Below are 13360 nucleotides of genomic sequence, written 5' to 3'. Positions count from 1 at the left end.
CGGGGCCGCCGCAACTAAATGCACAAGGCATATTTAGTGCGGCAGCCCCGCCAGGCCACCATAACAGGAATCTGTTCGATCAGGCGAACAGCGTGCAGAACAGCCACGCGCCGACGATCGCGCCCAGGATCGGGGCGACCACCGGAATCCAGGCCTCGCCCCAGCGCGAGGAACCCTTGTGCGGGATCGGCAGCAGCTGGTGCAGCAGTCGCGGCATCAGGTCGCGGGCGGGGTTCAGGCCGGGGCCGGTCGGGCCGCCCATCGAGGTCACCAGACCCCACACGATGAAACCGACCACGATCGATGCGGCAGCCGGATTCGCAGCGCCCCACGGCAGGCTCAGGCAGCACAGCGCGCCAAGCACGAGCATCAGCGTGCCGAAGAACTCGTTGACGAAGTAGTTGACCTTCGAGTTGTAGGCGTCGGTGGTGCTGAAGGTGCCGAAGATGGCCTCCGCCTCCTCGGTGTCGCGATAATGCGGGTAGTAGGTCACGAACACGATCAGCTGGCCCACAAGCGCGCCGAGCAGCTGGGCGATGATATACGGGAGCACTTCACCCCAGGGGAACATGCCGTTGATGGCCTGGGCCAGCGTCATGGCCGGGTTGATGTGCGCGCCGGAGATGCCGCCGAACATGAGCACGGGGAACATGACGCCGAAGCCGTAGCCCATGGCGATGGTCAGCCAGCCGGCATGATGACCCTTGGTGTTTTTCAGTTCCACGTTCGCCACGGCGCCGTTGCCGAACACCATGAGGACGGCCGTGCCGATGAATTCGGCTGCCAATTTGGTAAAGAGCGAGTATTCCATGCGGATCCCTTGTCTTCTCTCGATACTCTCGTATTACAGGCGACGAGACTTCGTTCGGCGCCTAAAGAACATCGATTACCTTACCTCGCCCGCTGTACGAGGCACAACCTGGCCGTCAGGCGGCATCCGGCTCGATGGAAGACGGGTCAACCCGCTGGTACACATCAACGGTATCCCAGTGATCCTTGACGAAGGGGTTATGCGCCGGCTGCGCAGTATGACGCCGCTCGATGGGAGTCCGATCCCAGGTGTCCACATACGTGTACTCGATGCGGCCGGGGGCAAGTTGCTCGATGAATCGGTCCCGATAGTAATCGCGCTCGGACAGCAGCGTATCGACCAGATAGCCAGACTCACCAGAAAAGTTACGCAGACCGCGATAGTACAGCAGCTTCTGCGAGTCGCGAACCACAGCCGGCACCGTATCGATACGCAGCAGTTCCTTGAACATGATCATCCTGCCGACGCGACCGTTGCCGTCCGACAACGGGTGTGTGGATTCGAACATCCAGTGGGCCTTCGCGATCGCATAGGGGTCATCCGTAAGATTCCGGTATAGCTCGTAGACCACATTCATGGCGGCCGGCACGTCAGCGGGGAGAACGGTATGGATCTGTTCGATCTCACTGATCACATTCGGCAGAATCTTGTATCCGCCGATATTCCTGTCCGGATTCGATTCCTGGCTGGTGCCACGTTTCAGGATCGACTGCATCGTGCAGACCATGGTCTTATCAACCGGATCGTCGACATGATCAAGCATCCAGTCAAACATGCGGAAGTGATTGCCCATCTCGATGACGTCATCGGCGCGGATGATGTCATCCGGCCCATCCGCCAGTACCGAACCGGTAGTGAACAGCTGGGCCGTCTGCTCCGGGGTCAGCGTGGAGCCCTCCATGTGGTTCGAATTGTACCCCATGGCGATCTGCGTGTTGTAGTACAACCCATGAGACACCCGTTCGCTGCGCTCCCGCACCAGCCAATCCACAAGTCTGCTCATAGACGCTCCAATCCATCGCCCGCACGTTGCTCATACTCATGTTGGACGAGAGCCCAGGGATCGTATGGTACATGAATACGAAAAGGTCCCGACCGCGAACGGTCGGGACCTTGCGGGTGCCCCCTCAGGGACTCGAACCCTGGACACGCTGATTAAGAGTCAGCTGCTCTAACCAACTGAGCTAAAGGGGCTTGCTCAGCGGCTCTCTGTTTTCTTGAGCCGAGTGATTACTATACTCAGAATTCACCGACTCGCAAGCTTCGGCGTGTCGCGCTTCATGATTTGCCATCAAATGCCGCGTCAAGCCGGCCTGTCGATGTATCCCCCCCCGCACGCGCCATAACGACAAACCCCGCCGTCCGCCGTGCAAAAGCGGCGAACAGCGGGGTCGAATGCTTAAGCTCAGACTCGTTTCAGCCTGGTGACCGGGTCTTACTCAGCCACAACCTTCACGGTGAAGGACGCGGTGATCTCCGGGTGCAGAGCCACGGTGGCGGGGAACTCACCGGTGGTCTTGATGACCTCGACCTCAATGGCCTTCGGATCGACGGCAGCCTTGTCGGCCAGAGCCTTGGCGATCGCGTCGGCGGAGATGCCACCGAACAGCTTGCCGGACTCGGACACCTTGGCGGCGATCTCAACGGTCGTGCCCTCGATGGCGGCCTTGGCGGCGACGGCATCCTCGCGGGTGGCGACGGCCTTGGCCAGACGGGCGCGGCGCATGGCCTCGATCTGGGCAGCGGCACCCTTGGTCCACGCGAAGGCCATGCCCTGCGGGATCAGGTAGTTGCGCGCGTAGCCGGCCTTGACGGTGACCACGTCACCGGACTGGCCGAGGTTGGAGACGGTCTGGGTGAGAATAACCTTGGTTTCAGCCATGATGCAATCCTCCTAATCCAGATCAGCGACCCGAGGTGGCGTACGGCAGCAGAGCCATCTCGCGGGCGTTCTTGATGGCCTTCGAGATCTCGCGCTGCTCCTGCACGGTGACACCGGTGATACGACGGGAACGGATCTTGCCGCGATCGGAGATGAACTTGCGCAGCAGCGCAACGTCCTTGTAATCGATCTCGGTAACCTTGGCAGCCTTCAGCGGGTTCGGCTTCTTCTTGAACGGCTTGACCGGCGGCTGCGGCCTCTTGCGTGACATTGTGATGTTCTCCTTACAACTGATTCAGCGCAATGATGCGTATTGGAAAAGGTACGGTTTAGAACTCGGGTTCCTCGGAGTCGCCACCGAAATCGGTCGTGGCCCCGAATGACGAGAAGGAGGAGCCGGAACCGGCATCGCTCCACGGATCGACGGCCGGACCGGACTGTGCGGCCATGGGTGCCGAAGAGGCACCACCCTGGTACCCACCGCTCTGGTAGGAGGCTCCGCCGGAGTACCCGGCACCGCCCTGATACCCACCGTTGTTCTGGAATCCGCCGTTGTTGCCTCCGCCGAATCCGCCACGATTGCCGCCCGAGAAGCCGGAGCTCTGACGGGTGACCTGGGCGGTGGCGTAGCGCAGCGACGGGCCAATCTCGTCGATCTGCATCTCCACGACGGTGCGGTTGGTGCCATCGTTCGCCTGATACGAACGCTGCTGCAGACGGCCCTGTGCGATGACGCGCATGCCCTTGGTCAGCGACTGGGCGCAGTGGTCGGCGAGTTCACGCCAGGCCGAGCAGCGCATGAAGAGCGCCTGCCCGTCCTCCCACTGTCCGGACTGCCGGTTGAACGTGCGCGGGGTCGAGGCGATGGTGAAGCTCGCCACGGAAGCGCCACTGCCGATGGTGCGCAGCTCGGGATCCGCGGTGAGGTTACCGATGACGGTGATGACGGTCTCGCCTGCCATGTCGTGCCTTCTTACCTAGTACCTATATTCCAGCTTGGTTGCGCCGTATTGACGACTTACTTGACGTCCTTACGAAGGATCTTCGTACGGATCACGGATTCGTTGAGGTTGAGCACACGGTCGAGCTCATCGTTCGTGGCGGGCTCGCAGGTGTAGTTGACCACCACGTAGTTGCCCTCGGTCTTGCCGGCGATCTCATAGGCGAGCTTGCGACGGCCCCAGATGTCGATATTCTCGACGGAACCGCCCTCGTTGGTGACGATCTCCAGATACTGCTCGGTCAGCTTCTTCAGACCGCGCTCATCCAGCTCAGGATCGGCAATGAACATCAATTCGTACTTATGCGCAGACATCACCCACCTCCTTCGGACTATTCGGCCACGGACCTTCCGTGGCAGGAGTGTGTTTGCGTGTTATCCGCAGATACTCTGCGGGCAACCGTGTAAGGATAACCCGCGGCACAGACATTGAGGCATGCCCGATACCGGCGTCCCCGCGCCGCTTCCGTGCAACGTGCCACCCGCTACTGCAGATTCACGGCGATGCAGTCATCGGTGCTGTACCCGTTGGCCGGGCACCATGCGGTGGCGTCCGCGGCGCTGCCGAATCCTTCGCCCGACAGAATGACGTAGAAGTCCGTGGTACCGTTCTCCTGGTAGGTCGGATAGTCGCCTGACCAGATGAACAGCGCATTCGGGTGCTTCGCGCGCCGCTGCAGGAACTGTTCGTAGATATCCCGATATTTCCAGGTTTTCCCTTCCACTTGCATACCATATTGCTTGCTGGACAACTGCGTGGTGAATGTGGAGTAGAAGGCGTTCGCCGCGGTCGTGTCATGATCCAGCTGCCAGCTCATGGCCAGCTGCGCATACCGTTCGATATCCGCGTCCGCAATGTTCGCCCCGCCCAACGCTCCTTCGGCGGCAGCCGCGGAAGCACCTGATGCCGTTGCGCCCTCGGTGAGTTCAACGCTCGCGTCTGAAACATCAATCTGATCATACGGACGCCAGTATTGCACCGTGGTGAATGCCAGATCGGCCTGTGCCGTTCCGTCATCGAATTCCAGTGGATCGTCTCCAAAGTCGTAGATGGCCGCGGCCACAACGTTGCCGTCATCCTGTATCGTGACCTGCACCCCTGCGGCGGAATATGAGGAGTCCCCACATGATTCCGATTCGAAATCCACACTGGCGATCAGCAAGGTCCCCCTGAGTCTCACATCCGACAGTGACGCATCCGGCACCGTGCAGACAACTGTCCGCGATTCATCCCCCGCCGAAGCGTGCCCCCGTGCATCGGCGTCACCGGAATCGGCCGTATCCTCCGCGTCATTTGAGTCCGACGATTCAGATGATTTACCGGACAGCGATGTTCCGGCGGTACCGGACTGTGCCGAGGCATCGTCGCGCAGCACGAACCACCAGACGCCGAATGCGGCAATCGCAATAACCGCCACCACCACAGCCGCAATCGCCGCCACGGCACCCTTAGTCATTCCGCGTTTCCGCTGCGGTTCAGGTTCTACGGGAACTGCCGAAGCAACCGGAGCGGCAGGTCGGAACAACTCCGCGCCGCAATGCATGCAGAAGCGCATCGAATCATCAATCGCGGCACCGCACGCCGGACAGACCGTAGACGGATTCGTAGCCGCCGGCCGAGCAGGCTCCTGTCTGGCAGCGCCGCACCGCATGCAGAATTTATCCTGCTCCCCCATGGGAGCGCCGCAGGATTGACATGGCATCATTGCATCCCCTTTCATCCGATTGTCCACCGGCTGACGGTGCCAGTATAAGACCGCTTCTCTCATGTCGGTAGATATGTACCGTCTCCTGAAAAGTATGGCTAGCATGGGATACAAGAAGAGAACAACCCATTTCCGAAAGGAGTTGTCATGTTCTGTCCTCACTGTGGAGCGCAAATGAGGGAGGGGGCAAGGTTCTGCGCGCAATGTGGCCAGCCGATGCCCACGCTCCCCACCCCAACCGCCGCGCCTACCAATATGGAAGAGCCTGTGGTGGAAGCAACGATGCCCATGCCTCAGTTCTCCGGCTCCTCCCAGCCGGTTTCCGAGGAACCGACGGCGACCGAGCCGATGGTAACTGAACCGATGGCAGCCGAGCCGGCAGCAGCGCAACCGACGGCGGCCGAGGCCGGCGTCGCGGTGCCGGCACCCGTTGACGGATTCGTTGAGGCCGGTGAATCCCCCGCACCGGCGTCGAATGTCGAGCCCGCGGTCGAGGACAGTGCAGGGGACAACACCACGGCTACGCCGCAGGCTCCCCTTGATGAACCCGCAGAAGCGCCAGCTCCCGACGACGCTCCGACAACGGCAATCCCCGCTCAGGAGCAGCCGACCATGGCCATACCGATGCCGGCGGAGCCGGCACAAGCAGAGCCGGCACAAGCGGAGCCGGCACCGACGAATTATCAGCCCGCGCCCGAACAGCCGGAGGCACCGCAGACCCCCGATTTCCAGGACCAGTCCGCCGCCGGACCGGTGCCACTTGTTCAGCAGGTGCCACCCATTCAGCCGACCCAGGCACCGATTATCAACACGCAAGCCATTACCTCCAATGCCACGGTCAAGGAGCTCACTGCTCCCGCGGTGCTGCAGACCGCCGGCGTTTCCCTCGGTATCGGCCTGGGGTCGGCCGTTGTCATCGCGCTGATCAGCGCCATTGTCTGCCTGGCCGGCTCCAGTCAGGCATTCTCTGGCATGGGCCAGTTCTCGTCCGTCATGTCGTATGGCGGTATGGGCGACCTCGGTTCGATGGTTTCCGGTCTGAATTTCTTCCAGCTGCTGGTCATGTCGCTGATTATGGGCGTCTCCGGCGCGTTCTCCCTGAGCGCGTCCGCCGCGGGAATCTCGCTGGATTCACTGGCGAATGTCTCCCTGTCCATGCCCGTTGGGCTGTCCGGCGTCGCCCTGATGGTCGGCGCGGCGTTCGGCGCCTACTGGTTCGCCCGGAAATCCGGCATCCGGTTCGCGTGGACCGGCGCAATCAGCGCCGCGGCCGTCGGCCTGGTGACCTCCATCCTGTATCTGGTGCTGGGTGCGGTCTTCCCGCTCAGCCTCAGTGTGGCCAGCGGAGGATACGGCGCTTCCGCCTCGTTGGTGGGTGCGACCTTCCGAACCTTCCTGATGACGTTCCTCATCGCGGGACTCGGCGCACTGGCCGGCTACGCGTTGGCCCAGTTCGCCCCTGATTCCAGCAACGTGTTCATCGCCGCCTGGCGTTGGATGCACCGCACGCGTGGCTTCGTGCGCACCATTGCGGAGTCCATCATGGTGTACGCTGTGGTGTTCACCGTCATCGGCGTCATTGCACTGATTGCCATGGCCATCTCCGGCAAGGATCCGTCCGCGTTGGCGCTGGTCTTCTTCCTGTTCCCGTTCCTGCCGATCGCCACCTTCGTCATCGGCGCTCTCGGATCGTTGGATGTAACAATCACCGGCCAGCAGTCTACCGGTATTTCGGTATTCGCCTCCGGCATGGGGAATGCGCGCTGGGTGTTCGTGGCACTCGTCGTCGTGTTCATCGTCGCCACACTGTACGTCGCGCTGCGTGCCGCCGCCCGCAACATGTATGACCGCGCCTACGCCGATTGGAAGCATTCCTGGAAGTCGCCGGTTGTGGCATTGGTCGCTTGGCTGGTGATTGATTTCGCCGTCGCATCCATGAACGTCACGGCTTCGGTTTCGACCCAGGGCTCGTTCTCGGCGGCGTTCGGCCCGGCCATGTGGTTCTTCCTGGTGGCGGCCATCTGGGCTTTCCTGGTTGAGGTGGTTGCGCTGACCTTCGGTCCGTCGCTGGTGACCTCCATGCCGGGCCTGTGGAAGGTGTTCGTAGGTGGCACCGTGCAGCAGACGCCGCAGAACGTGGCGGATTATGTGGCGGCCTGCTCGCCGAAGAAGGCCAACGCCGCGCAGCAGCCGTCCGGATTCGATACCGCCTCGGAACAGGCTTCTGTCGATTCCGTCGGAACCACGCCGGCAGCCACAACGCAGACATGGCAGCCCCCGACTGCTGTTCCGATGTCCGCCCCGACGGGGCCGGATACCCCCAATGCCGCCAACGCGACGCAACCGATTCCGGTAACACCTGCGCAGCAGACAACGCCGACACAGCAGATTCCGACAGCTGCCGCCATGCCGGCGCTCACCGATCAGGTGCCGCCCACCACGTCCGCCACTGCGCAGATGCCGCCCGTCATACCGCCGGCCGCTCCGGCTGCGCCGAAGGGTAAGCCGCTGACTGCCAAGCAGAAGACCGGCATCATCATCGGCGCGGTTGTGGTAGGCGTGATCGCCGTGCTTGGCATCGCCTATGCGGTGCTGAATGCCACGGTGTTCAGCCCCCAGTCTGTCGCCGACCGCTACGTGGCGGCGCTGTCCAGCGGCGACTACGAGGAGGCGAACAACATCGCCGACCCGCAGCTCGACCAGGACCAGCATCTGCTGCTGACGAACAAGGCCGCGCAGACCGAGAACGCAACCATCACCAACGCCCGAGTCACCGGTATCACCGACAGCGCGGACGGCTCCAAGCTCGTGAACGTGACCTACACCATCGGCGGCGAACCGGTGAACGACACCTTCACCATGGCACCGTCCGGCTCGCAGTTCCTGATCTTCCGCGACTGGACCGTCACCACGCCGCTGCTCAAGGAGATCACGGTCTCCACCGACGCTGCCACACCGGGATTGACCATCAACGGCGTTGAGGTCGGTGAGGAGAACGCCGTCAGCGGCTCCTTCGGCTCGGATCTGGTGTTCAAGGTCTATCCGGGAACCTACCGCATCGCGGTCACGGAAACCGAGTTCATCACCGAATCCGGCGACGGACCGGCCACCGTAAGCACGAACGGCTCTACCTATGCCTACACGAGCGTCGAGGCAACCGACGCACTCGTTCAGGCGGTTCAAGATGGGCTCGACGCACAACTGCAGACCTGCGCTGCCTCCACCGAATTCGAACCGGAAGGCTGCCCGTTCAGCATGTACACGTTCTCGGAGGATCGCTACCGTAACGTGACGTGGAGCATCACCGAATCGCCCGAGGTTGACTACATCGACCTTGGCTCCGGCGAGTTCATGACCAGCGGCGGCGAAGCCACCGCGACCTACGAGTATCGTCAGTACGACGACAGCTGGGAACCGGACGACTACACCGATTACATCTACGTCTACGGATCGTTCACGATCGACGGTGACCAAGTGAACGTCACCATGGACACGTACTGATTCGGATGACCGGCTGCAGGCACCCACCATGCAGCCGAGTCTGACTCACACAATCCATGACGTAACAGGCAACCCGCCATCCGCTCCTGGGTGGCGGGTTGCCTGTATATTGGATACGGTTGTAACGCGGCGACGGCAGAACATATACGTCAGACTGGGTCGCGCAACCGCACAGGCCACATAGAGGCTACGGAGAAAGGCGGAACATGTCGGCGATTCTCGAAGGCACACCGGATAAGCGACTGGCGCTGGTGACGGGACGCGCCTACCCCGAACAAGCCGAGGAAACCGCCAAATACCTGGGCACCACCGTGCTCGAAACCACCGCCTATGACTTTGCGAACGGCGAGATGTACATCCGATTCACCGAGCCGGTGCGCGGCGCCGACGTGTTCGTGATGCAGTCGCACACCGAACCGATCAACACGTGGGTGATGGAGCAGCTCATCATGATCGACGCGCTCAAGCGCGCCTCCGCCCGTTCCATCACCGCCGTCTGCCCGTTCATGGGCTATTCCCGCCAGGACAAGAAGCATCAGGGTCGCGAGCCGATCACCGCCCGCCTGGTCTTCGACCTGTTCCGCACCGCCGGTGCCGACCGCATCATGACCGTGGACCTGCACGCCGCGCAGGAGCAGGGCTTCTTCAACGGTCCCGTCGATCACCTGACCGCCATGCCGGTGCTGCTCGACTACGTCCGCGGCCACCTGCCGCTGGAGAACACCACCATCGTCTCCCCTGATGCGGGCCGCATCAAGGTCTCCGAGCAGTGGGCCGCCAAGCTCGGTGGATTGCCGCTGGCCTTCATCCACAAGACCCGTGACACCACGCGCCCGAACTGCGCGGAAGCGCACGGCATCATCGGCGATGTGGCAGGCCGCGACTGCGTGGTGGTGGACGACATGATCGATACCGCCGGCACCATCTGCGAGGCCGTGCGTACTCTGAACAACGCCGGAGCAGCCTCCGTGACCCTGGTGGCCACGCACGGCTTGCTCTCCGGTCCGGCCGTGGAACGCCTGAGCCAGTGCGGCGCGCGCGAGATCGTACTCATGGACACCGTGCCGGTGCCCGAGGAGAAGCGCCTGCCGAACATGACCGTGCTGTCCGTGGCGCCGCTGTTGGCCGCCGGCATCCGCTCCGTGTTCGAATCCGGTTCGGTCAGCACGCTGCTCAACGGCCTGCCCGAAGATATGCGCCCGCGCAACATCTACGCGTAAATCACCGCGACTTTATCGACACAAGTTCGAACAAGAATGCACCTGATCACGCACCTGCGCTGATCAGGTGCATCTTCATGTCAATCAAGCCGCCGGTGATATTACGTCAGCTGCACCCCATACTGTCTGACACTGTCTGACACATAATCGGCGCTGCACAGCCAGCAACGCATATCCCCGCATATCCTTATGCACAAGATTGCATACTACCCGCCCGTTCCCGCGACACGCACATAATCATGTAAGCCCTGCAACGTCAACGGTCAGCGTATACTCGCTTCGGCAAACAACCAATGCATAACCAATGCATACCGATTGCATACCATAGGAGAACATCCCATGACCGAAGCAGAGAAGAAGACTGCCGCCGAATCGACACAATCGAATGGCGCAAAGTCCAAGACCCCGCTGATCATCGGCGCCGTTGTGGTCGTTGTGGTCGTCATCGCCGCGATTGTGGCGTTCCTGATGATGAACCAGGGCGGCGGCAACACCGAGGAAGCCCTTTCGCTGTGCGAGCGCAACGCCGCCGCGATCGAAGTGCATCAGAACACGCTGTCCACCGTGCAGGAGTCCGCCGACGCGCTGGACTTGGATGGGGCCGACGAGGCCGCGCTCGAAGCACTGGAGGCCGCCCAGGAGGAAGTCGACGCTCTGGGCGAGATGCCGGTCTGCCCGGCCGACGGCTCGGCCAAGGACATCGAGGCCGTGACCGAGGAGATCAAGACGTACGCGAACGATCTGCGCGCCGCCACCAACGACCTCGACGTCGCCGTCAAGGCCCTGGCCCCCGCCGAGGAGTAAATCCGGCCTCGTCGTGCCCGGTTCAACCCGGAATCGGGCACGGTCTTACGCCAGGGTGCCGTGGGCAAGGCGGCCCTGCACCCATACGGCACGGATGTTCGCCGGCGTTGAGAGGTTCATAATCTTCTGGAACGTGATCGCCGGATCCTCGTCGTTCTCGAAAATCGGCAGATCGTTGCCCGGCGCGTGCACGTCGATCAGCTGCACATCCCACGCGTAGCCGGCCTCCAGGCGTCCGGCACGTACACCCAACGCCTCCGCACCGCCAACGGTGGCCAGGTAGAACGCCCGGTCAAGGGTGACCAGAGCGTCCGACACTCCCCCACGTTCCGCCGCCTCATGCGAGGCGTCCACGCCGGATTCCAGATTGCGGGAGACAATCGCCGCCAGACGGACCATCGCATGCACGCTCGGATCGTAGCCGCCGGAAATATCGGTGCCCAGGCCGACCGTCACGCCCTGGCGACGATACCGACGCACCGGCGCCACCGCATTGGCGAAGTACGCGTTGGACAGTGGGCAGTGCGCCACGGCCGCACCGCGCCGAGCGAACAGGTCCGCATCGGATTCGGACAGGTACACGCAGTGGTGCATGACCGTATGATCCGTCAGCAGGCCGAACATGTCGAGCGCCTCGGTGTCCGACCGGCCGTAGCGCTCGAATACGGTATGGTGCTCCCAATCGCTTTCCGAACAGTGCGACTGGGTGAAGCAGTGGTAGCGGGCCGCCAGCTCGCCCAGTCCCTCCAGGGCCGCGTCGGTGCAGCTGGGGATGAATCGCGGGGTGATGACCGGCTGGACGATCGGCGGTGCCGCGTCACATACACGATTAGACGTCACACCATCCGCCACAGCATCTTCCCGGCAGTCGACACCGGCACCACCACTGGCGTCGGTACCGTTGTCGGCAGCTGCGTGTGCGAACTCACGCACCTCGTTGATGAACCGTTCGGTTTCGGCCAACGCCGTGGCGGTGTCCTCGCGGTAATAGTCGGGATTGGATTCCGGGTCGTCCATCACGACCTTGCCGATGAAGCCGCGCTGGCCGAGTTCGGCGCAGACGTGCGCCAGGTTGACGGCGGCGGCGCGGTCGATGGTGTCATAGTACAGGACGCTGGTAGTGCCGCGGGCGAGCGTGGCCTGGACGAGATGGCGATGGGCGCGGTCGGCGTACGCAAGGTCGGCGAAGCGGGCCTCCGTGGGGAACGTGTAGCGGCCGAGCCAGCGTTCGAGCGGTTCGTCGAGCGCGGCACCGGCCTGCGCCCACTGCGGGGCGTGCAGGTGCAGGTCCGAGAAGCCGGGGAGCAGGACCTGGCCGTCGGCGAGGCTGGTGAGCCGGTTGAGTCGGGCCAGTTCGGCGCGGATGGCGTGGTACTGCGGGTCGGCCGGGGTGAGGACGGCCGCGATGACGCCGTCGGTGCCGACGAGATACAGCGATTGCGGGCGATACGCGACATGGGTCTCGCTCTCACTCGTGTAAGCCGGGCCCTCGACGGCGAAGGCGATGGTGCTGAGATCGACGGCGATGATTGGCATGGTGTTCATGGTTCGATGTTCCTCGTCGTTACTGCTGGTACCTGTTGATCGATGCTTGGTGATTTCAATCTACCGGAAGTTGTGCCGTAGATATGCATTTAATCGTCGACAACAAAGTTCTCAAGTTCTTCTTCATTGGCATAGGTTAGTTCGAAGGCCGCTGCGTAGGTTTCCGTTGCGCTCGTATTGTAGCGGCGCCGCCATGTGTTGCCATAGCAGTCGGTGAATTCGATCTCGGTGACCTGATGCTCATCCGTTGTGCTGTAGATGGACATCCACTCCGAGTCGGATGGCAACGGTTGCGGGTGGGTCCAAGGGTATGTAGTGGCGGGGCGGATCAGCCAGTTGCCGGGACGAACCATGCGCCATGGGTGGGACGCGCCCGGGACCGCGTAGCATTTCTCCCTCCCCTCGCCGCCCGCACCGGTACGGCACCGGGGCTTCTGGGAGAAATCACTCTCGACCCACCGAACCCAAAGTCGCACGTCGAAAATCGAAGCCTCGGTGGGCACGCTGAGCTCGATGCCATACCGAAACTGCGGCTTGCTCGAATCCCCGGAGCACCGTTGCATGACGGCGAACGCCTCCACATGGGAGATCTCGCGTTGCCTATCACGGAACACCTCACGGTTACGGGATTCCCGCAATTCCAAGTCATGCCGTTCACGGCGCTCCAACTCGCGCGCGTCCTGTTTTGCCTCCTGTTCCTCGGCCCATCGCTGCTGCCTGAGGGAGTCACGACACTGAATACCCGCAAAAATCAGCGCCGCCAACGCGGTCAAAGCCATGACGACGTTGCCAATAGCGCTCACCGCATCACACCATGTCCAATCCATGGTTCTCTCACCTCTGATCACTTAGGGTGCTGGTTACCCTTCTATGTCGATGCTACCGTGAAAC

Annotated in this window: 12 protein-coding genes and 1 tRNA gene; 3 read left to right on the top strand and 10 right to left on the bottom strand. The window is 62.3% G+C overall.

The window, feature by feature from the left end:
• Positions 1 to 79 precede the first annotated feature (79 nt).
• The 8 genes from B4C31_RS06965 to B4C31_RS06930 form a co-directional block, all read right to left on the bottom strand.
• Positions 80 to 811, bottom strand: coding sequence for an MIP/aquaporin family protein (locus B4C31_RS06965; RefSeq protein ID WP_291531890.1), 732 nt, complete (start codon positions 809 to 811; stop codon positions 80 to 82).
• Positions 812 to 926: 115 nt separating this feature from the next.
• A complete protein-coding gene (locus B4C31_RS06960; protein ID WP_291531889.1) occupies positions 927 to 1814 on the bottom strand; it encodes a Fic family protein in 888 nt (295 codons plus the stop codon).
• Between the two features lie 117 nt (positions 1815 to 1931).
• A tRNA-Lys gene (locus tag B4C31_RS06955) sits at positions 1932 to 2005 on the bottom strand.
• Between the two features lie 241 nt (positions 2006 to 2246).
• Entirely contained in the window at positions 2247 to 2693 is a 447-nt protein-coding gene (rplI, locus tag B4C31_RS06950; RefSeq protein ID WP_033507813.1) for a 50S ribosomal protein L9, read from the bottom strand.
• Between the two features lie 22 nt (positions 2694 to 2715).
• Positions 2716 to 2964, bottom strand: a complete 249-nt coding sequence (rpsR, locus tag B4C31_RS06945) for a 30S ribosomal protein S18 (protein WP_003810112.1) — start codon at positions 2962 to 2964, stop codon at positions 2716 to 2718.
• Positions 2965 to 3022: 58 nt separating this feature from the next.
• On the bottom strand, positions 3023 to 3655 hold the full coding sequence (locus B4C31_RS06940) for a single-stranded DNA-binding protein (RefSeq protein WP_291531888.1): 633 nt from the start codon (positions 3653 to 3655) through the stop codon (positions 3023 to 3025).
• Between the two features lie 56 nt (positions 3656 to 3711).
• On the bottom strand, positions 3712 to 4008 hold the full coding sequence (rpsF, locus tag B4C31_RS06935; protein ID WP_193530677.1) for a 30S ribosomal protein S6: 297 nt from the start codon (positions 4006 to 4008) through the stop codon (positions 3712 to 3714).
• 170 nt (positions 4009 to 4178) lie between these two features.
• Entirely contained in the window at positions 4179 to 5561 is a 1383-nt protein-coding gene (locus tag B4C31_RS06930; RefSeq protein WP_291531887.1) for a zinc ribbon domain-containing protein, read from the bottom strand.
• A gap of 105 nt (positions 5562 to 5666) precedes the next feature.
• Between B4C31_RS06930 and B4C31_RS06925 the strand changes: the two genes are divergently transcribed.
• From B4C31_RS06925 to B4C31_RS06915, 3 genes are all read left to right on the top strand, one after another.
• Positions 5667 to 8900 carry a heme utilization protein gene (locus tag B4C31_RS06925; RefSeq protein ID WP_291531886.1) on the top strand — a complete coding sequence of 1078 codons (3234 nt, stop codon included), beginning with the start codon at positions 5667 to 5669 and terminating at the stop codon, positions 8898 to 8900.
• 206 nt (positions 8901 to 9106) lie between these two features.
• Positions 9107 to 10120, top strand: coding sequence for a ribose-phosphate diphosphokinase (locus tag B4C31_RS06920; RefSeq protein WP_291531885.1), 1014 nt, complete (start codon positions 9107 to 9109; stop codon positions 10118 to 10120).
• Positions 10121 to 10459: 339 nt separating this feature from the next.
• Positions 10460 to 10924 carry a hypothetical protein gene (locus B4C31_RS06915; protein ID WP_291531884.1) on the top strand — a complete coding sequence of 155 codons (465 nt, stop codon included), beginning with the start codon at positions 10460 to 10462 and terminating at the stop codon, positions 10922 to 10924.
• A gap of 45 nt (positions 10925 to 10969) precedes the next feature.
• Here B4C31_RS06915 and B4C31_RS06910 read toward each other — a convergent pair whose 3' ends face one another.
• Positions 10970 to 12469, bottom strand: coding sequence for an amidohydrolase family protein (locus B4C31_RS06910; protein WP_291531883.1), 1500 nt, complete (start codon positions 12467 to 12469; stop codon positions 10970 to 10972).
• A gap of 89 nt (positions 12470 to 12558) precedes the next feature.
• Positions 12559 to 13296, bottom strand: a complete 738-nt coding sequence (locus tag B4C31_RS06905; protein WP_291531882.1) for a hypothetical protein — start codon at positions 13294 to 13296, stop codon at positions 12559 to 12561.
• Positions 13297 to 13360: the final 64 nt, after the last annotated feature.

This window comes from Bifidobacterium sp. UBA4282 (assembly GCF_002394995.1).
In the GTDB taxonomy this organism is placed as follows: domain Bacteria; phylum Actinomycetota; class Actinomycetes; order Actinomycetales; family Bifidobacteriaceae; genus Bifidobacterium; species Bifidobacterium pullorum_B.
Note: the sequence above shows the minus strand (reverse complement) of the source record. Positions and strands in the feature narration are given on the sequence as shown.

Excerpts from the sequence above, each read along its gene's own strand:
- B4C31_RS06920 (WP_291531885.1), top strand. The coding sequence starts at position 9,107 with ATGTCGGCGATTCTCGAAGGCACACCGGATAAGCGACTGGCGCTGGTG.
- rpsF (WP_193530677.1), bottom strand. The coding sequence starts at position 4,008 with ATGTCTGCGCATAAGTACGAATTGATGTTCATTGCCGATCCTGAGCTG.
- B4C31_RS06940 (WP_291531888.1), bottom strand. The coding sequence starts at position 3,655 with ATGGCAGGCGAGACCGTCATCACCGTCATCGGTAACCTCACCGCGGAT.
- B4C31_RS06905 (WP_291531882.1), bottom strand. The coding sequence starts at position 13,296 with ATGGATTGGACATGGTGTGATGCGGTGAGCGCTATTGGCAACGTCGTC.
- rpsR (WP_003810112.1), bottom strand. The coding sequence starts at position 2,964 with ATGTCACGCAAGAGGCCGCAGCCGCCGGTCAAGCCGTTCAAGAAGAAG.
- B4C31_RS06915 (WP_291531884.1), top strand. The coding sequence starts at position 10,460 with ATGACCGAAGCAGAGAAGAAGACTGCCGCCGAATCGACACAATCGAAT.
- rplI (WP_033507813.1), bottom strand. The coding sequence starts at position 2,693 with ATGGCTGAAACCAAGGTTATTCTCACCCAGACCGTCTCCAACCTCGGC.
- B4C31_RS06910 (WP_291531883.1), bottom strand. The coding sequence starts at position 12,469 with ATGAACACCATGCCAATCATCGCCGTCGATCTCAGCACCATCGCCTTC.
- B4C31_RS06960 (WP_291531889.1), bottom strand. The coding sequence starts at position 1,814 with ATGAGCAGACTTGTGGATTGGCTGGTGCGGGAGCGCAGCGAACGGGTG.
- B4C31_RS06965 (WP_291531890.1), bottom strand. The coding sequence starts at position 811 with ATGGAATACTCGCTCTTTACCAAATTGGCAGCCGAATTCATCGGCACG.